21 protein-coding genes are annotated in these 18398 nt (G+C 44.2%); all 21 read left to right on the top strand.

Going from position 1 to position 18398, the window contains the following annotated elements; translation table 11 throughout:
• The first annotated feature begins 29 nt into the window (after positions 1-29).
• The 21 genes from ACFQZR_RS03990 to ACFQZR_RS04090 all read left to right on the top strand — a co-directional run bounded on the left by ACFQZR_RS03990 (position 30) and on the right by ACFQZR_RS04090 (position 18340).
• Positions 30-614 carry a permease gene (locus ACFQZR_RS03990; RefSeq protein ID WP_379343067.1) on the top strand — a complete coding sequence of 195 codons (585 nt, stop codon included), beginning with the start codon at positions 30-32 and terminating at the stop codon, positions 612-614.
• A gap of 182 nt (positions 615-796) precedes the next feature.
• The gene (locus ACFQZR_RS03995) at positions 797-994 is read left to right on the top strand and encodes a DUF4177 domain-containing protein (protein WP_040674937.1); all 198 of its coding nucleotides are present in this window, start codon (positions 797-799) and stop codon (positions 992-994) included.
• A 142-nt stretch (positions 995-1136) separates the two neighbouring features.
• Positions 1137-2021, top strand: a complete 885-nt coding sequence (locus ACFQZR_RS04000; RefSeq protein ID WP_379343069.1) for an SMP-30/gluconolactonase/LRE family protein — start codon at positions 1137-1139, stop codon at positions 2019-2021.
• 323 nt (positions 2022-2344) lie between these two features.
• Positions 2345-3004, top strand: a complete 660-nt coding sequence (gene catA, locus ACFQZR_RS04005; protein WP_379343071.1) for a type A chloramphenicol O-acetyltransferase — start codon at positions 2345-2347, stop codon at positions 3002-3004.
• A 90-nt stretch (positions 3005-3094) separates the two neighbouring features.
• Positions 3095-3916 (top strand): VanW family protein, encoded by an 822-nt coding sequence (locus ACFQZR_RS04010; RefSeq protein ID WP_379343073.1) that lies wholly within the window; start codon positions 3095-3097, stop codon positions 3914-3916.
• 175 nt (positions 3917-4091) lie between these two features.
• Positions 4092-4352: a hypothetical protein gene (locus tag ACFQZR_RS04015; RefSeq protein WP_379343075.1), complete on the top strand. Its 261-nt coding sequence runs from the start codon at positions 4092-4094 to the stop codon at positions 4350-4352.
• A 388-nt stretch (positions 4353-4740) separates the two neighbouring features.
• On the top strand, positions 4741-5748 hold the full coding sequence (locus ACFQZR_RS04020; protein ID WP_379343077.1) for a serine hydrolase domain-containing protein: 1008 nt from the start codon (positions 4741-4743) through the stop codon (positions 5746-5748).
• A 61-nt stretch (positions 5749-5809) separates the two neighbouring features.
• Entirely contained in the window at positions 5810-7888 is a 2079-nt protein-coding gene (locus ACFQZR_RS04025; RefSeq protein ID WP_379343079.1) for a class I SAM-dependent methyltransferase, read from the top strand.
• A gap of 77 nt (positions 7889-7965) precedes the next feature.
• Complete coding sequence (thyX, locus tag ACFQZR_RS04030; protein ID WP_483874910.1) at positions 7966-8694, top strand: FAD-dependent thymidylate synthase; 729 nt, start codon at positions 7966-7968, stop codon at positions 8692-8694.
• 18 nt (positions 8695-8712) lie between these two features.
• A complete protein-coding gene (locus ACFQZR_RS04035; RefSeq protein ID WP_379343083.1) occupies positions 8713-9594 on the top strand; it encodes a methyltransferase domain-containing protein in 882 nt (293 codons plus the stop codon).
• Complete coding sequence (locus ACFQZR_RS04040) at positions 9591-10118, top strand: GNAT family N-acetyltransferase (protein ID WP_379343085.1); 528 nt, start codon at positions 9591-9593, stop codon at positions 10116-10118. Before ACFQZR_RS04035 ends, ACFQZR_RS04040 begins: the two co-directional genes overlap by 4 nt.
• 145 nt (positions 10119-10263) lie before the next feature.
• A complete protein-coding gene (locus tag ACFQZR_RS04045; protein WP_379343087.1) occupies positions 10264-10848 on the top strand; it encodes a GNAT family N-acetyltransferase in 585 nt (194 codons plus the stop codon).
• A complete protein-coding gene (locus ACFQZR_RS04050) occupies positions 10841-11287 on the top strand; it encodes a GNAT family N-acetyltransferase (RefSeq protein ID WP_379343089.1) in 447 nt (148 codons plus the stop codon). The genes ACFQZR_RS04045 and ACFQZR_RS04050 overlap by 8 nt, the downstream gene beginning before the upstream one ends.
• A 27-nt stretch (positions 11288-11314) precedes the next feature.
• Positions 11315-12139 (top strand): prephenate dehydratase, encoded by an 825-nt coding sequence (gene pheA / locus ACFQZR_RS04055; RefSeq protein WP_379343091.1) that lies wholly within the window; start codon positions 11315-11317, stop codon positions 12137-12139.
• Between the two features lie 288 nt (positions 12140-12427).
• Complete coding sequence (locus tag ACFQZR_RS04060) at positions 12428-13402, top strand: S66 family peptidase (protein ID WP_379343093.1); 975 nt, start codon at positions 12428-12430, stop codon at positions 13400-13402.
• A 51-nt stretch (positions 13403-13453) separates the two neighbouring features.
• A complete protein-coding gene (locus ACFQZR_RS04065) occupies positions 13454-13576 on the top strand; it encodes a hypothetical protein (protein WP_379343095.1) in 123 nt (40 codons plus the stop codon).
• Between the two features lie 22 nt (positions 13577-13598).
• Positions 13599-14672: an undecaprenyldiphospho-muramoylpentapeptide beta-N-acetylglucosaminyltransferase gene (locus ACFQZR_RS04070; RefSeq protein ID WP_379343097.1), complete on the top strand. Its 1074-nt coding sequence runs from the start codon at positions 13599-13601 to the stop codon at positions 14670-14672.
• Positions 14673-15104: 432 nt separating this feature from the next.
• Entirely contained in the window at positions 15105-15947 is an 843-nt protein-coding gene (locus ACFQZR_RS04075) for an aminoglycoside phosphotransferase family protein (RefSeq protein ID WP_379343099.1), read from the top strand.
• Between the two features lie 68 nt (positions 15948-16015).
• Entirely contained in the window at positions 16016-16735 is a 720-nt protein-coding gene (locus tag ACFQZR_RS04080; RefSeq protein WP_379343100.1) for a LysM peptidoglycan-binding domain-containing protein, read from the top strand.
• Between the two features lie 73 nt (positions 16736-16808).
• Positions 16809-17210: an MmcQ/YjbR family DNA-binding protein gene (locus ACFQZR_RS04085; RefSeq protein WP_379343102.1), complete on the top strand. Its 402-nt coding sequence runs from the start codon at positions 16809-16811 to the stop codon at positions 17208-17210.
• Between the two features lie 179 nt (positions 17211-17389).
• Complete coding sequence (locus tag ACFQZR_RS04090; protein WP_379343104.1) at positions 17390-18340, top strand: 3'-5' exoribonuclease YhaM family protein; 951 nt, start codon at positions 17390-17392, stop codon at positions 18338-18340.
• Positions 18341-18398: the final 58 nt, after the last annotated feature.

Genomic DNA, 18398 nt, shown 5'->3' on the forward strand with positions numbered 1-18398 from the left:
GCGGTTCCATGAAAAGGGAGGGAAGTAACATGTTCGCAGGTCATTTTGGTCTTGCTGCTGCCGTGAAAGCGAAGGCGCCACGGTTACCGTTATGGGCGCTTATGCTAAGTACGCAATTATTAGACGTGGTCTTTGTACCATTTCTTCTAACAGGGAAGGAAACGATTGAACCGATATCTGGGGAGACAGGGTATGGCGCAAATATGATTCATGCAGATTATACGCATTCACTAATCGGAGCATTGTTTATAGCAATGATAGCTGGATGGGGTGCATGGCGGCTGTGGGGCAGACGAGGCGGAGTTATCATTGGATCGGTGGTATTTAGTCATTGGTTTCTCGATCTTCTCGTACATCGTTCGGATCTTCCTATACTCCCTGGGAATTTCGGCAATCTTCCATTGCTTGGCTTCGGGTTATGGCAATATCCTGTGATTAGTATCACACTCGAGTGTATCTTACTCATTAGTGGTATTATTCTATACTATCGATCATTCTCCAGATTAAACGTGAATCGTCAAGGTCGGCGTTGGGTTATTACATCGACCTTATTCATGGGCTTATTGTTCGTTTTGGCCATTGGTACAGACGTACTCAATCTTTCATTAGATTGAACCAAGTGAAAACACTTCAAGGCGGATAATCGAAGGATACAAGGATGCCGTGGAATGGATCGTTCAATTCACGGCACTTTTTTGTAGCTGGGCGCGATGAATGAAAGGTGGTACAATGAATGTTGATCTGGGCAAAAATAGGAAGCGAATCTATTGTTTTCGAGTTGAAAGGGTTGAGTAACGTGTTCGAAAAATGGGAGTACCGAACATTGAAGTTCAAAACAGGCGGATTTATGGGCGGTAAAATTGATGAAGAAGAGTTTCAAGAGGAATTGAATCGGCATGGCGAAGAGGGATGGGAGCTCGTCTCTTGCTTCGATACAAGCCAGTCTTCAGGTAGTTCTCGGGATATCGTTGTCGTATTTAAGCGTAGAAAATAGGTTTTTATCAATGAACAATAGGAGACATGAAATTTAGAGGATCAGCAGTTAAGCTGGTTTCTGAACATGTCGTTATACATATTGAAAGGGTTTACATACGACTGGGCGAATATATCTTCATGCAAGTTAGGAGGCATAACAGGTGAGCAATTCCTATGAAGTTGAGTTGGTGTTGGATACGCAATCCGATTTAGGCGAAGGTCCTGTATGGGATCATGAACGCGGGTTATTGTACTGGGTGGATGGCCTGCAAGGGCTTGTTCATATTTATGATCCAAAGGAACATACCAATCGATCTATTTCGCTCAATCAATACGTTGGTGCGATGGTGCTTCGTAAGTCAGGTGGGGCAGTGGTTGCTGCACACCATGGGTTCTATACATTAGATCTGGAGACGGGTGCGCTGGAAGTGATCCATGATCCCGAGGCGCACATCCCGACGAATCGATTTAATGATGGGAAATGCGATCCGGCAGGACGCTTCTGGGCAGGTTCCATGGATGTCGATGAAATCTTAGACAATGGTACCCTGTATTGTCTACATCCAGATCTCCTTGTAGAACCGAAATTGACACCGCTTCGAATCTCAAATGGGATGGATTGGAGCCTAGATCGGACTAAGATGTATTTCATTGATACGCCAACGCGTGTCGTCATGGTTTACGATTATGATGAGGCTACAGGCGCACTCGCTGGCGGAGCACCCGTCATTCGCATTCCTGCCGAAGAAGGTTATCCCGACGGAATGACGTTGGATGCTGAAGGGATGATATGGGTTGCACATTGGGAAGGGCATCGTGTGACACGTTGGAACCCGCATACCGGTGAACTGCTCGATACGATCCATGTTCCTGTGCCGCTCGTCACGTCCGTTGCATTCGGCGGCGAAGCGATGGACGAGCTGTACATTACCACTGCGCGAGGCGGACTCAGGGAAGAGGCGTTGGCAAAATATCCGTTATCGGGGGGATTATTCCGGGTGAAGACATCGGTCAGAGGTTTAGCACCGTATCGATTTGAAGGATAGGAATTGATCAAGTTGATTTCTGTAGATTACAGATTTCAACTTGTTTTTTTGTTTGTAATTATATGGATGTACAGGTAACATATGATCAAGACAGAATTGTAGATGCAAGCGAAAGAGAGTGTATGATCATGGAGGTTTCTGCTCTGGTACTATTTATGTTTGTCCTATTCATTTTACTTTTTTTCGTAAGCCTATTTCGATTCGTTCGACGAATTGTGATTCATACCGAAATATTAATATGAGGAATGTGATGAGGATATGGTTATTGCAGTCGATTAGACCTCCTAGAATGAAAAAGTCATCATTTTAGGAGGGGATAAACAATGATTTTCAATCCGATCAATATGGATAATTGGCCTAGAAAACCTTATTTTGATCATTATTTAAATCAGGTTCGATGTACCTACAGTGTGACAGCTAACATTGACATTACCCAGCTGCGGTTAGAAGTGAAGAGTAAAGGGATGAAGATGTACCCCGTGCTTATTCACATGTTAACTACCGTGGTAAATCAGCACCGAGAATTTCGTACTTGTTTTGATTTGGATGGCAGATTAGGGTTTTGGGACCGTATGTCACCTAGTTTTACGATTTTCCACGATGATGATCAGACGTTCTCTTCGATTTGGACGTTGTATAGCGAGGATTTTGATGTGTTTTACAATCGATATCTCGATGATATGAGCAGATATGGAAATGTCAAAGGATTCATGACGAAGCCGAATGAGCCACCAAATACCTTTTCGATTTCCAGCATTCCTTGGGTCAGTTTTACAGGTTTTAATCTGAACATATACAACGAGGCAACGTATTTACTGCCCATTTTCACAATAGGCAAATTTTTTGAACAAGATGGCAAAATACTGTTGCCTTTGTCGGGACAATTCCACCATGCGGTTTGCGATGGTTATCACGCTGGTGTATTGTACAATGAACTTCAATTACGAGCAGATACGTGTGAGCATTGGTTGCTTCATCGTTAAATCAAGTGAACGGGCAGGTTGTCGCAGCAACGGCCCGTTTTTCATGAATTTATAGAACAACAGCATCTCTTCATTGATTGGAGGTTTACTATGAAACCTAAAGTGAGATCTACGACTAGATTGAGGTTAGGACGATTGTATTTTCAATGCAAAAGATATGTGGAATGGTATTTCGGCAATACGAAGTTCGCCAAGCAGGTTCTTGTCCAAGAATTTGACTATCCAATAATGAAGCATAAGACGCCGCTATTGCGACAGTTAAAAGATGTGGATATGTGGCTGCAATATAACAAGATTACGAATTTGAAGCTGGCGATCCAACAAGTAAACCGAATCGTGATTTATCCTGGGGAGACATTTTCGTATTGGAAAACGATTGGCAACCCCACGCGTAGAAAAGGATACGTTGAAGGCATGGTATTATTCTACGGGAGCTTCAAACCAGGAGTTGGCGGGGGGCTGTGTCAGCTATCGAACCTGATCTATTGGATAACCTTACATACACCGTTAGAGATAACGGAGAGGCATCGGCACAGTTATGATGTTTTTCCTGATTCGAATCGAACGCAGCCATTTGGGAGCGGGGCGATCTGCGCCTATAACTATTTGGACCTGCGAATATATAATCCAACCGATCAGCCCTACCAGTTATGTATTCATATGGACGATGAATATTTATATGGTGAGTGGCGATCGACCTCTGCACCCATGCATTCCTATGAGGTATATGAGAGAGAACACCGGATTACCCAGGAGTACTGGGGAGGGTATGCAAGATACAACTCTATTTATAGGAAAAAATATAATCAGGCGGGTGAGTTATTGGAAGATGAATACATTACGGAAAATCATGCACTTATGATGTATCAACCTTTCCTAACGGCGAAGAATGAGGATCCATTGAAATGTTGAGGAAAGTGTTCAAGGCTCTTGGTATATTCTCTGTCGGAATCATCGGGATATTCTTCGTTATTCAATTTCTAGTTATGGTGATTGTGCTCATGGGTGGGTTTCATCCAAATTGATCGATCAATAGAACTAACGAAGGACGTGACGTATCATGCCCTATTTTGAGAGAACAAGACGAATGTCCGTTATATGTATCGTTGCGGGGATACTGCTTCTCATCGTGTCGATGATCTTGTTCCATGCAAATAACCTTATGGAACTGTTGCGGGATGGTTTTACGAATCATTTGGCGGGAATCTTTGTAGCACTCACGATATTTCTAATCTCTATCTTTACGCTCATTACAGGCATAGCCTTACGAAGCATCGTATTGGATGCCAAAGAAGATATGATGCTGATCGAGAAACGGATTCGAGAGGAAGCAAGTTCGAGGAGATGAGATCATTAAAAATCAATAAATCCGTATTCATTATCATCGCGCTGCTTGTGGGTGTTGATCTAGCATGGATTAGATTATTTTCATATATATTTTACATGCATGAAGAATACGGGGCTTTCGTATCTTATCCTTCCACCTGGGGAGAGTCATTACTTCTATAACTTTTATCTAACACTCGGGCCTTATGGGATTCTGATGAAGAAATTAGACGGTCAACGTTTCAGTCTGATTCATCGATCGAATGAAGTTGCTCATCCCCTCGAATTAATCAGAATCAATCATCCGAATTGGGTTAGTGAGAATGAAGTAGTTCTGAATTCAATAGATGGTGATAAAGTTATAACTTTAAACTAAGGGTATGTGTAATGAAGCGAAGGAGTTGATAGGAATGCATTTAGAATCACAACTTCATGATTACTTTTCCTCGAATGCATCGAACTTAGAATTTAGTGGATCGGTATTCATTGCTAGTAAAGGTAGGATCATCATCAATGCAGGGTATGGGCCAGCGAATCGAGAACATGGCGTTCCGAATACACCGAATACGAAATTTAGGATTGGCTCCATTACGAAACAGTTCACGGCAATGTGTGTCCTCATGCTAGAACACCAGGGTAAGTTAAGTCTTGAAGATCCTCTATCAACATATATACCATCGTTCCCGCATGCATCGCAAATCACCTTGCATCACTTGCTAACTCACACTTCAGGGGTTCCGAATATCACCCAAATCTCTAACTTCCAAGAATTCATGAAGCATCCCGCTCCTCCTGAAAAAATTATAGAAATGTTGAAGGATCTACCTTTAGATTTTATGCCAGGGAGTCAGTTCTTGTATAATAATTCTGGGTATATCATGCTGGCCCATTTGATCCAAGAGATTTCGGAGCACAGTTATGGTGAGTTTTTGAGAGAAAGTATTTTTGCACCGTTAGGTATGGAAGACACAGGGTGTGACAGCCATCATGAAATAATCCTTCATCGGGCATCTGGTTATGAATACAGGGATGGACTCATTAATGCGGAATATATTGACATGACGCTTCCTACAGGTGGAGGCAACCTCTATTCAACATCTGAAGACCTATATAAATGGGATCAGGCACTATACGAGGAGTCACTCGTCCCTCAGAACGTTATAACTCGCATGTTTACGCCCTATTGCTCCAATTATGGTTATGGTTGGTTTATTGACACAGAAAGTGAGTCTAGTAGAAGGGTGTATCATGGTGGAGGCATTGCAGGTTTTAAGAGTGAAATTAGTCGGTTTATTGACGACAAATTGACAGTGATATTCCTTAACAATCTGGCGACAACCGATGTAGGTCAGATTAGTGCTGACGTTAGGAGATTTCTGACGAATGGGGAGTTTATTCGAGCGATTGTCAGCGAGTAGTAAAGAATTATCACGATTCGTTGAATTACAACAGGAAAGCATTTAGGAGGATCACATCACGATGTTGAAATCACTTCAGGCGATCATGGATTATCGTCAAGGAAATAAAGAAAATCATCTGATCGGTTCGCATTGGCTGCATTATTTAGTGTCAGCCGAGGAGCGCGTCGTCAATATGGAGCGAATTCAATCCTTACAAGAGCTTGTTCATGCAAACCCGGTATTGGATTACGTAGAGAGAAGCTTACGGTTGCTGGATTCGATGTCGCTCTCCTTTTGGATAAAGGAAATATTGGAAGAGGTTCTGTGCTGGGCAGAGGTTGCAAAAGGCGGTACGCTTCGTGATCGCATCCAGTGGCGAGAACGAGGGATCAATTGTTATGTACATAATAGCGGGTCAGCGGAGTTGTATCTGGACCATGGGGAAGATCGGTTAAGCGCGCGAACATCAGTCATTCATCGGTTGATTGAAGCGCACGGTCTTATAGGTCAGCAAATTCGTGGTGAGGTCCCTGCAACGGAAAGCGTTATTTTATCGGACATGGTTGCAGAGCAGTGGATCACTTCAGTAGAGCTTGAGCGCCTCTTGATTGCACTGAATTATTGCGTAATTGGAGCGGTATCTCTTGAACTATGGCAGTCTGTTCAATCTGAAGTAGAAGAGAGAATCCAATATATTGCACGCCATACGACGTTTCCTAACGAGTTGACCAAGGAGCGTATTCGCAGGTTGCGCGCTTCTTCGATTCGACGCGGGGAAGATTTTAATACGGATTATGATATGCTCGAGCGTATGTATTCACTGGGAGAACGCTTAGTGCCGCTGGATTCGGTCACGATGTGGTATGTAGAGGCAGCATTGCAGTATTTTTCATTAGAGCAATTTTTGAAGATCATAACGATCACTTTGCGGACAAAGTCTAAGAACGGTCCGTTGAAGCACATCAGCTTCGAGCATGTTATGAATACGATGTATTACGACTATAAAGGCACGAAGAAAATCAATGTCTACAAACAACGGATCATCGAAAAATATTTAAGCGAGTTAACCTGGGACGTGATCGATTCTGGAGCCATGGCACAGCTTAATCCTCATTTGACGTATCGTGTAGAACGGATCAGCCACATCCCAGATACGGTATTCTTCCAATTCGAGTTCTCTCCTGCTGCCGAGAAGTTGATTGATTTCTGCGTTGAAGCAGAGAAATCTCCCTTGTATGAGCAGGCTGTATTGATGTTATTTAATTTTGTCGACCTACGTAGAGACGCCTATGATCGGTTCCATAACGAAGAAGAATACCTTGCAGATATGAACCAGACCGCAGACTACAAGAAGATTATTCTCGATTATATTGTCGGTACAAGTGTTCTAGATATCGGACCAGGCGGGGGTGTACTGCTGGATCTCATCGAGGAGCGGATACCTGATATCACACCGATAGGGATCGATATTTCGACGAACGTCGTTGAAGCATTGAACCGCAAGAAGCAATTAGAAGGTCGACGTTGGGAAGTTATACAAGGAGATGCACTGAACTTGAAGGATTATGTTCAGGCAGGCAGCGTGGACACTGTTATTTTCTCATCCATCCTTCATGAGCTGTATTCTTATATTCCATATCAAGGGCGAAAGTTTAATCTGGATACCATTGCTGCTGCGCTAAAGAGTGCATTCGATGTGCTGGCTGCTGGAGGTCGCATTATTATTCGAGATGGAATTATGACACATCCGGTGGAACAGCAGCGTAAGATTAAATTCCTACAACCAGACGGGATACAGTGGCTTGAACGGTATTGCAAAGATTTTGCAGGAAGGTCCATTACAGTGGAGAAGCTGAGCGACGACGAAGTGGTGATGGCAGTGAATGATGCGATGGAATTCCTCTATACCTATACATGGGGTGAAGAAGCCTATATTCACGAGGTCCAAGAGCAGTTTGGCTATTTCACGCTGCCTGATTACATGGAATTCATTCATGCTACCTTAGGGGCTGAGGCGAACATCCTCACAAATCAAGCCTATCTTCAAGCAGGGTATAGCGAAGCGCTTCAGCATAAAATTCAGATGATGGATCTAGCGGGACGAGAAGTGCCTTTACCGGATAGTACTTGTTTTATTGTGATTGAGAGGCAAGCATAAGTGGAAATGAACTGGGATTTTGTTGATACATTGTCATAGCAATTATTTGGGAAATTCAGTAAAATGATAGGATCTGAATGAAGGGGGACGACATTTTGTCATTAATCGAAGTGTTAGATAAAGGCTATGTCAGGCTTGTAAACCATATGGGATCCGATTTATCGGTCGTGAATGCGGCACGCGTATCGTATGCTAAGGAATCCACTGAACTAAATGAAAAGGATATTCGACTTATTAAATTTCTAGCACGAGAAGGTCATACATCGCCATTCAGGCATGTGATTTTGCAATACGAGATTTATGCGCCCTTAATGGTTGCTAGACAGTGGTGGAAATATGTGATTGGTTCGGCGCATGCGGAAGGTACGGGAGATAGTCTTGAAGCATGGAATGAATCAAGTCGCAGATATATTACAGAGGAGCCGACCTTCTATATTCCAGGTTCAGATCAATGGCGCAGCAAACCAGAGAATTCCAAGCAAGGAAGCGGCGAGGTATTAAGTAGTGAGATTGGTACGATGCTAACTCAAGAATTACTAGAATACATCGAATTTGGTGTTCAAAAATATGAATCGGCCATTGAGAATGGTGTGTGTGCGGAACAAGCTAGATTGTTTCTACCCTCCTATGGCATGTATGTGAGATGGTATTGGACGGCTTCACTACAATCGGTATGTCACTTCTTGAACCAGAGACTTGAACATGATGCGCAAAAAGAGATTCAAGATTATGCCAAAGCCATTCTAGAATTAAGTAAGCCATTGTATCCTGTATCCATTCTTGAGTTGATTGAGAAATCCGAATAGGAAAGTAGAGGCTCGTATATGTCAGAATACTATTGGGATCAGCAAATCGAATATTTACAGAACACGCGATGGCTCTATTACAATGATGACTATTTGAATTTTCTTGTGAGAGATGTATGGAAGATCGATAGACCCGTGAATCTGGTGGATTTCGGTTGTGGGTTCGGTTATCTTGGGCTGAAGCTGCTCCCTTTATTACCGAAAGGCTCGAGTTACACGGGATTGGAAAAAGGTACGGAATTGATTCAACGAGCTAGAGAGATTTTTGCTGGCCTCCCCTTTCCGACGGAATTTATCCCATGCGACATCGAGACGATTCATATGGAGTCGAGGTATGATATTGCCCTGAGCCATGCTTTTCTATTACATATGACGGATTCGAAGAAAATCCTTCAGAAGATGATCGATAGCGTACGTGATCAAGGTCGTGTCATCTGTTTTGAACCCCATTGGATTGCGAACGCATCGAATTATGCTCTAGATGGTGTCGATCAATCTGACGTGATGCGACTTGGTGAGCTTCAGAAATTGTATGAACTAGATGCGAGGCGAACCGGGAAAAATGGTAATATCGGTATGCTGCTGCCTATCTTGTTCAGTCAGTTGGGGCTAAAAGACGTGGATTGCAGGGTAAGCGATAGAGTGAATTTCCTTGATCAAAATATGGACGGAGTGAAGAAGGACACGCTCTATCGTTCTCTTCGAGATGAAGGCCTAGGGCAAATCCCAGGTGACTTGGAGGAAACAATCCAGCATTTGGTCCAGCGGGGGTTAACTCACGTAGAAGCGAGAGAACAGGTTGAGGCAGAGATGCGATTCGCCGCGGCATTTTCAGAACAATCCTGGTTAACTTATGCACCTAATATGAAAATAACATTCGGAACGAGGTATTGTAATTGATTAACTATCAGGTGTTGAACGAAGATCACGTTCATCAACTCAAAGAAATCGATCGCTCAGAAGAGATCAATCTGATCTATGAGATGCAAGAAGGGCAATTAACGGAGATTCCAGCAGGTCATGAATGTCCGAATTGGGATTCAGATGTACTAGATGAGATTCAAGAACGGTTTGTGTACGAGATTCGCCATGGCGGGATGGCATTCGGAGCATTCGATGGGGACGTGATAGTCGGGTTCGGCGTGCTAGCGCACCAATTCCGAGGGGACCTGAAGGATCAGCTCCAGATTGATTTGATGTATGTATCAAGGAACTATCGAAGACAAGGGATTGGTACGCGAATTATGAACGAATTAAGTGAAGAAGCGAGAAGACGAGGTGCGAAGGTGCTGTATATTTCTTCAACAGAGACAGAATCAGCGGTATCCTTCTACAGTAGTCAAGGCGGCCAACTCACTGAAACCGTGGACCCAGAGCTGTTTAGTAAAGAGCCATTGGATATCCATATGACGAAGAAACTATAACGTAGAATCAGCTCGTGGTTGATTATGATAGAGAGCTGTTCCTAGCCTTGGTCGCTGGGAGCAGCTTTTTTCTACCCTAATTCAGGATAGATAAAAATCGTCTTATTTGGTAAGATGTGTAATAAAAATGCAGGAGGTGCTCCTGATGAAGCCGCCGATTTTGCTTGATTTTCCAAGTCAATTTGTCACTGAACGTCTATTGATTCGACTACCGTTACCTGGTGATGGGCGAGTGGTCTATGAAGCCATCACAGCATCTATCGAAGATTTGAAGCCTTGGCTTGCTTTTGCTCACAACGAACAGTCGGAAGACCGATCAGAGGCGATTATACGCGAAGGGCAAGCGAAATTTTTGCAGCGAGAAGATCTGAGGTTGCTTATATTTCATAAAGAAACACTGGAATTCATCGGTTCTTCTGGATTGCACAATGCGAACTGGAACATACCCAAGTTCGAGATTGGTTACTGGATCGATTCTCGTCATGCAGGCAAAGGCTATATGACCAAAGCGGTGCAAGGGATTGCCTCATTCGCATTTGAGACGTTGAAGGCGCGACGCGTCGAAATTCGATGTGATCGATTGAATGTGAGAAGCCGAGCGGTCGCGGAGAGGGCGGGTTTCGAGCTCGAGGGGATATTACGGAATAATAACCTCTCTCAAGATGGGCAAGAGCTAAGAGATATGCTTATATTTTCCAAAATACAGATTGGGGAGAAAACGAATGACTGACAAGCAAATAGAGAATGTGCAAATGACAACAGAGTCCAAGGAAGCAGATTACAAGTTCGTCTGTGATCAGTTGTATAACTACAATGTTCGGGCTACGAACGGGTTACTGAAGAAACCGGGGCAGGATATTAATTTATTTTTGAAGGATAGTGCCGGAGCTGTTGTGGGTGGATTGTTCTGTGAGACGTGGTCCTATGGACTGTATCTTGATGTGTTCTGGATTGATGAGAAGTATCGGCATCACGGTTATGGGGAGCAGATGATACAGGAAGCGGAGCGAAGAGGGATAGAGCTTGGCTGTGTATTTGCACATACGTGCACGTTCACCTATCAAGCACCGGACTTTTATCAGAAGATGGGCTATGAGGTTTTTGGCGTGAACGATGAGTACCCGGATGAGATTAAGCAGTTCTTTTTGAAGAAGAAACTGACTGGTTGAGAATTGAGGAAAAGGAAGGAATAATCGATGAAAGTTGCTTATCTCGGACCGCAAGGTACCTTTTCGGAAGAGGCGGCTAACCGGTATTTTGGCGGAGAGAATGCCCAGTTTGTTCGATGTGACTCCATCCCAGAAGTAATTGAAGCCGTTGGAGAACATCGGGTCGATAAAGGTATTGCACCCTTGGAAAATATGATGGAAGGCACGATCAACATGACAATCGATAGCCTGCTCTCTTACAAGGATGTGCATATTGAAGGAGAATACTTGTTACCTGTTTCATTGCATCTTCTCGTGAATGAATATACTGAACGATCCTCTATTCAAGAAGTGTGGTCCATACCGCCAATTTTCACACAAAGTCGTCAATATATTCGAAATTTAGGAGCGAAATGCGTCAATTACGATAGCTCTGCCTCAGCGGCTTTGCAGGTGAAGCGAAGTGGTCGGAAGGATGTTGCGGCGATTGGACCAGCGCTGCTGGCTGATTTGCATGGTCTCCAAATTTTAGAATCGAATATTGAAGATCACCCTGATAACGAGACACGGTTTATCGTTGTAAGCAGAGAGAAGATAACCGGGCAGCAGCGCAAGAAGACGATGTTCGTCATTACACCAAACGAAGAGTATCCCGGCGTCCTTTCGGCTATTTTGAACATATTAAGTGCACTTTCTATAAATCTATCTTGGATTGAATCACGGCCTACAGCAAGGAAGTTGGGTACATATCGGTTTATATTGGAGTCGGATAGCGATTGCAGTTTCGAGACGCTGAACAAAGCGATCACGATATTAACCACACTTGGTCATGAGATAAGATTGCTAGGGAGATATGATTCGAGGCAATCGTGAGAACCTACGTTAGCGTACTAAAAAGGAGTGAGCCGATGGAAATCATTTTAATCGTAGGATTTTTCTTCGTGATTGCGTATTTGCGGGCGATCTGGCAGGAGTTAAGAGTCATCAGATCCAAACAAGAATAGATGGCGGAGCGGACGAACAAATGGAAGGCGTTAGGTATGTATTTGTGATTAGTATTGTCCCTTTTGTTGTGGTAGCCTTTACTTAATAGCGAAGGTTATTCATCATACATAAACATAAATTCATTGTCAGTACGAAGCGACAAGACAGGAGGAGCCTATGAGAGCACGTAAACTACAACCAGGAGATGAGATTCGGGTTATTTCTCCTTCTCGAAGCATGGCGATGATCGCAGAGGATCAACGTGAGCTGGCGAAGCAGAGACTTGAAGCATTAGGTTTTACCGTCACATTCGGACAACATTGTCTGGAAGTTGATGACTTTGTATCGTCTTCTATCAAGGCAAGGATTGAAGATTTGCATCAAGCTTTCCTCGACCCGAAGGTAGCGGGTATTCTAACAACGATTGGCGGCTATAACACTAACCAGCTGCTTTGTGACATCGATTTCTCGATCATCCAATCAAATCCGAAACGGCTGTGCGGATATTCAGATATTACGGCGCTAGGCAATACGATTTATGCGAAGACAGGATTAATCACCTATTCCGGACCACATTTCTCGACGTTCGGGATGCTGCATGGATTGGAGTACACGACAGATTATTTTCGGAAAATGATGTTGGAGGACGAGATGATCTCGATCCTTCATTCAGATACTTGGAGCGACGACGCATGGTATCTTGATCAAGAGAAACGGCATTTTATACCGAATGAAGGTCCATATGTGATTCAAGCGGGAGAGGCCGAAGGAACGATAATCGGTGGTAATCTATGCACATTGAATCTACTGCAAGGCACAGCCTATATGCCGAGCTTAGCAAATTCAATTCTATTCATTGAAGACGATCTGGAATCTTCACCGCAGACCTTCGATCGGGATCTGCAATCTCTCATTCATCAGCCGGGATTCGAAGGGGTGCAGGCCATTGTTATCGGAAGATTCCAGCAGGCCTCCAGAATGACGCAAGATTTATTACGTCAGATCATAACATCTAAAAAAGCACTGGCACAACTCCCGGTTATCGCCGACGTGAACTTCGGGCATACCACGCCGCAGATCACGTTCCCGATTGGCGGGCGTGCGCACATTCATGCGAGTCATGGGAAGGTAGAGTTGATCATTTCAGAGTGAGCAGACTCTTCTGTACCGATATCATTAAGTGAACGATGACCGACAGATTTAGTGAACAGCTACCTTCCTTCGAAGTTATTAGCGGCACATCTCTCGGCGAATGCGCAGACTTCGATTACAGCTGATGAAGTCGATAAGTCGCTGCAAGAGAGTTATACGAAGCGGTTATATTAATGACATCTGGGGTGATCGCGAGATGACACAACATAAGCGGATACTATTCACAGGCGGCGGATCTGCCGGACATGTGACCGTGAACTTGGCCTTGATTCCTAAGCTGCAAGCACAGGGCTGGGATATTCAATATATGGGTTCTAAGCAAGGCATTGAATCACAACTGATTCATAACCTTCCGAATGTGAAGTACCATGGCATTTCGACAGGCAAGCTACGCCGCTATATGGCACTTGAGAATTTCAAAGATCCTTTCCGTGTCATTCAGGGGGTGTATGAGGCTTACCGTCTTATTCGCAATATGAGGCCAGATATCGTCTTCTCCAAGGGCGGATTCGTCTCCGTTCCGGTCGTACTCGGCGCTTGGCTCAATAAAGTTCCTGTCATTATTCATGAGTCGGATATGACACCGGGTCTTGCGAATAAAATTGCGCTTCCATTTGCGAATAAGATTTGTCTTACGTTTCCAGAGACCCTAGATCATATACAGAGTACCAAAGCAATTCACGTTGGGGCGGTCATCCGCGATGAGATTCTACAGGGAAATGCGGAGCGAGGCCGGACACGAGTTCTTTTTGACAAGAAATTGCCTGTCTTGCTGATCATGGGTGGAAGTCTAGGTGCACGTAAAATTAATGAAGCCGTGCGTAAGAATATCCATGAACTAACGAAGACATTTCAAATCGTGCATATCTGTGGAAAAGGTCATGTGGACGCCGCAGCGGAGCATCCGAGATACTTGCAGTTCGAATATATTCAAGAAGACCTTGCAGACGTGCTTGCCATGACGGATATTGTCATTACCAGAGCAGGCTCTAACTCCATCTTCGAATTTCTAGCACTTGGTAAGCCGATGCTGCTCATTCCACTGCCGCGGGCCTCGAGTAGGGGTGATCAGATTCTAAATGCAGAGTCGTTCAAGCGTGCGGGTTATGGTGAGCTGCTTATGGAAGAAGATCTGACAGACGATTCTTTCTTGACCAAAGTGATGACGCTGTATGATCGAAGGGAAGAGATTGCAGGAAATATGCGAGCATACAAGAGAAATGAGGCTGTGAATCGCGTGTTGGAGCTGATCGGGCAATTCTCGAAATAATGTCCGTTTCCAAATAACAAGTCCTCCTCGATGATCGCATTGAGGAGGACTTTGTGTTAAGCGGTCTACTACTAGCAGAAGAATCTTCGTCTCTCAGTGATAAGTACTATCGCAAGCAAGTCAAAGAGTACGAGAGGTATAATGAAAGGGAAGAAGGAGATGTGTACCTTTTTGTCACGATCGCGTTGATCCATTTGGAGGTAGACTTTATTACCGCTAACTTTCACAATTTTTCCTTGATATGTCATCCCTTGTCTTGTTGTGACTTGAACGTATCTATTCATATATTGTAAGCTTTTTTGATAATTAGCCGACATAGTCATATGGGTGCCCCCTTTCATAAACTGATGATACGCTAGTATATGAAAGTGTTGCAGGAAGGGTGTGGGTCGTCCCTGAGAATATATTTTCTTGAAAAAGAGGCTACAGAACATGCAAATAGAAGAAATCATGCTCGAACTACGAGAACAAGGGGTTATTGCCCCTCATATCAATACCTGGAAAGCGCTTAGCGGAGGGACGGTGAGTACGGTCTATGCGCTAATCTCAGACGGTGTACCCATGCTTGTGGTCAAAATCAATGACCCGAAGACAGTCCAGTTCGAGTCTTCTTATCTTCGAGCCCACAAAGGCAATCCGCTATTCGCCCGGGTGGTCTATATTGATGCAGATTATCGATATTTTGTCTATACCTATCAACCCGGTGAGACGGAATATCCAAGGGATCGGAAAGCTGAAACTCTTCAGACATTAGTCCGTGAGGTGATCAATCGATCAATACCCATGGTAGACTCGAGCGATTTTGGTTATGCGGATGAGCCTTCGGCATCATGGAAGGAATTCTTAATGCTTCGATATCAATGGGCACATGAGACAATTGATACACGTTTATCCAGTGCTGACCATAAGCTCGCTCAGCAGCTTATTCACTCGACCCAAGATCAAGCATTACAATATTTACTGCACGGTGACTGTGGGGTACATAATTTTCTGTTCCAGCAGGGTCAGTTAACGGGTGTGATTGATCCCATTCCTACGATAGGTGAACCTCTATACGATTTGATCTATGCGTTTTGTTCATCGCCTGACCAATTGGATGCGGATACGATTCAGCTGGCAGTTGAAAGGATGGATCCAATGTTCACGCATGGACGCGATCTGAAGAGTGAAGTAATCATTGGGCTGTACTTCCGGATCGCGACCTGTATTTTGCATCATCCGCAAGATTTCGAAGTGTATATTGAAGCATGGGAATATTGGAAAAAACGCAAATAAACAAGTTGCGAATCACTTCACTCCAACATAAGATGCTGGGTAAATGTCTATATGTAGGAGGAATCCAGATGTATCGAGTTCCGTATCAACCCTATTATGTTCAGCCTGTTCCACAACTATATTCCTATCCTTATCCATGTCCTTATCCATATCCTGTTGCACCGACGTTCTATCATCCCTATATGAGTACTCCTGAAGACATGCGCTGGTCTAACAAAAAAGCTGCCAAACCAGCCGACTGCTGGACCCGAGCCGGAGTTGATCTGAACAATCTCTGGCGGTTGGTCTGGGAGCAGCATGGCGCTTGGACGCGTATGACGATTATGACCATTGCAGCTGGAACGCCGGATGAGGCGGCTACGGTGAATCGTCTGCTTCGTAATCCAGCAGACACGGCAGCTATACTCGAACCGTATTATGGCGAAGAGGCTGCGAACCAGTTTAAGCAACTGTTAACGGATCATCTCGTGCTTGCAGCGGATTTGGTGAAGGCGGCCAAAGCAGGAGAAGCGACAAAAGCAGCGGAAATCGAAGCGAAATGGTATAAAAATGCGGATGAGATTGCTACATTTCTAAGCTCGATCAATCCATACTGGAATGAAACAGCGTTTAGAAAGATGTTGCACGACCATTTAGGCTTTGTGAAGGATGAAGCAGTTCAACAATTGAACCAACAATATGAACAAAGTATTGCCACGTATGATAAAATGGAACAACAGATACTGGACATGGCAGATCACTTTACGCGAGGTATGATCCAGCAGTTTCCGGCGAAGTTCGGCTGTTAGAATATTTTAATTTCACCCACAAGGGAATCTTAGGCGAAAAGCAAATGAGGAAGTTAACGGAGGTGAGCCATCCATGGGATACGAACATCAACAGCTGACGTCAGAGGATGCGATTCAAGCATTGCAGCATGTTAGGGACATTTGCAGCATTTTTCCACTCGTAGAAGAACACGTCGATGGGTTCGGGCACACCTCCCTTCGTGTGAAGGACAAGCCTTTTATCATCATGGGGGAAGATAGGGAAGGTGTTTCGCTTTCGATTCGGACAAGTCAATCGACACAAGAGATTTTACTCAGTCAAGTGGACAGCTTGTTTTTCAAAACGCCCTATATTGGTCAGCATGGATGGGTGACGCAGCAGATAGAGCCTCCCACGGATTGGGATGAAATCGAAGATTTGATTCGAGAAGCTTATTTGCGGACGGCACCGAAGAAGTTGGCTGCACTGGTGCAGGATCCTGCAGGGGATCGATAGACAAGAAAGAAGCCCAGGATAACCTGAGCTTCTTTCTCGTAGCAATCTATATAAATGTTGTTGGGGGGCGTTCCTTATGGTGTTGCTCTCTTGCTATGTTCTTAGTATAGAAGTGAAAGATGAATAGAAGATGAGATGAACCTTAAAATAAGATAAAAAAAGAGGAGTTTTGTTTCGAGATGATTAAAAATATGGTCGTTGGCGATGAAATTATTAATTATTTTCTATTAAAAGAAGCCGAAGTGAAGCAGACGCGCACCACCCCAGCGAAGGATTATTTCGATATGGTTCTCTCCGACCAGAGCGGCGATATTCCAGCGAAATTTTGGGATGCGACGCAGACGGATAAAGAAACGTTCTTCTCTAGGCAGCTCGTAAAAGTGAAGGGTATCGTACAGAGCTATAATGACCGCTTACAATTTAAGATCGAGAAAATAAGACTTGTGAATGAAGAAGATGGCGTCCAGTTGACCGATTTTATTCGGGCAGCACCAGTTCCTGCAGAACAACTAGTAGAGACAATCAAGCGCGTGACGGCAAGTATTGAGCATGATACGGTCCGCCGTATCGTTGAATTCTGCGTGGCGAAGACCGAAGATAAGCTTCCACACTATCCGGCTGCCAAATCGAATCATCATGCCTATTTCGGGGGACTTGTCTATCATATGAATCGAATGCTGGAGCTAGGCGAATTTATATGTAAGCAAAGACCCTACTTACGCCCAGATCTCGTCAAAGCGGGAATTATTCTTCACGATATTGCTAAGCCCGAAGAGATGATCGCTGAGCTCGGGATTGTCTCGGATTATAGCGTATCTGGGAAATTGCTAGGGCATCTCGCCATTGCCTACGGGTGGATTACCGAAGCGGCAATTCACTTGCACATCCCATTAACCGATGAGATTGTTGTCGCACTCCAACATTTGGTCTTATCGCATCATAATCTAGGAGAATGGGGAAGCCCGGTACAGCCGCAGCTTCCTGAAGCGGTTGCCCTTCATTATATCGATCAGCTGGATGCGAAACTCCAAGCGGTAGAAGATGTACTCGCTACGACACCAGAGACAGAACCTTGGACCAAACCGATTCGGGTCATTGAGAACAAGCCGATTTATCGCATGAATTGGTAGAAAAGAAGGCCAATCCACCCTATCAACTCGCCGTTACGGCTCCTATCCTATCTTCATA

The sequence above is a fragment of the Paenibacillus sp. GCM10027629 genome, from assembly GCF_042676425.1.
GTDB lineage: Bacteria > Bacillota > Bacilli > Paenibacillales > Paenibacillaceae > Paenibacillus_K > Paenibacillus_K terrigena.

Excerpts from the sequence above, each read along its gene's own strand:
- ACFQZR_RS03990 (WP_379343067.1), top strand. The coding sequence starts at position 30 with ATGTTCGCAGGTCATTTTGGTCTTGCTGCTGCCGTGAAAGCGAAGGCG.
- ACFQZR_RS04010 (WP_379343073.1), top strand. The coding sequence starts at position 3,095 with ATGAAACCTAAAGTGAGATCTACGACTAGATTGAGGTTAGGACGATTG.
- ACFQZR_RS04080 (WP_379343100.1), top strand. The coding sequence starts at position 16,016 with ATGTATCGAGTTCCGTATCAACCCTATTATGTTCAGCCTGTTCCACAA.
- ACFQZR_RS04025 (WP_379343079.1), top strand. The coding sequence starts at position 5,810 with ATGTTGAAATCACTTCAGGCGATCATGGATTATCGTCAAGGAAATAAA.
- ACFQZR_RS04015 (WP_379343075.1), top strand. The coding sequence starts at position 4,092 with ATGTCCGTTATATGTATCGTTGCGGGGATACTGCTTCTCATCGTGTCG.
- ACFQZR_RS04050 (WP_379343089.1), top strand. The coding sequence starts at position 10,841 with ATGACTGACAAGCAAATAGAGAATGTGCAAATGACAACAGAGTCCAAG.
- ACFQZR_RS04075 (WP_379343099.1), top strand. The coding sequence starts at position 15,105 with ATGCAAATAGAAGAAATCATGCTCGAACTACGAGAACAAGGGGTTATT.
- ACFQZR_RS04020 (WP_379343077.1), top strand. The coding sequence starts at position 4,741 with ATGCATTTAGAATCACAACTTCATGATTACTTTTCCTCGAATGCATCG.
- ACFQZR_RS04085 (WP_379343102.1), top strand. The coding sequence starts at position 16,809 with ATGGGATACGAACATCAACAGCTGACGTCAGAGGATGCGATTCAAGCA.
- ACFQZR_RS04060 (WP_379343093.1), top strand. The coding sequence starts at position 12,428 with ATGAGAGCACGTAAACTACAACCAGGAGATGAGATTCGGGTTATTTCT.
- pheA (WP_379343091.1), top strand. The coding sequence starts at position 11,315 with ATGAAAGTTGCTTATCTCGGACCGCAAGGTACCTTTTCGGAAGAGGCG.
- thyX (WP_483874910.1), top strand. The coding sequence starts at position 7,966 with ATGAAGGGGGACGACATTTTGTCATTAATCGAAGTGTTAGATAAAGGC.
- ACFQZR_RS04045 (WP_379343087.1), top strand. The coding sequence starts at position 10,264 with ATGAAGCCGCCGATTTTGCTTGATTTTCCAAGTCAATTTGTCACTGAA.
- ACFQZR_RS04090 (WP_379343104.1), top strand. The coding sequence starts at position 17,390 with ATGATTAAAAATATGGTCGTTGGCGATGAAATTATTAATTATTTTCTA.
- ACFQZR_RS04035 (WP_379343083.1), top strand. The coding sequence starts at position 8,713 with ATGTCAGAATACTATTGGGATCAGCAAATCGAATATTTACAGAACACG.
- ACFQZR_RS04070 (WP_379343097.1), top strand. The coding sequence starts at position 13,599 with ATGACACAACATAAGCGGATACTATTCACAGGCGGCGGATCTGCCGGA.
- catA (WP_379343071.1), top strand. The coding sequence starts at position 2,345 with ATGATTTTCAATCCGATCAATATGGATAATTGGCCTAGAAAACCTTAT.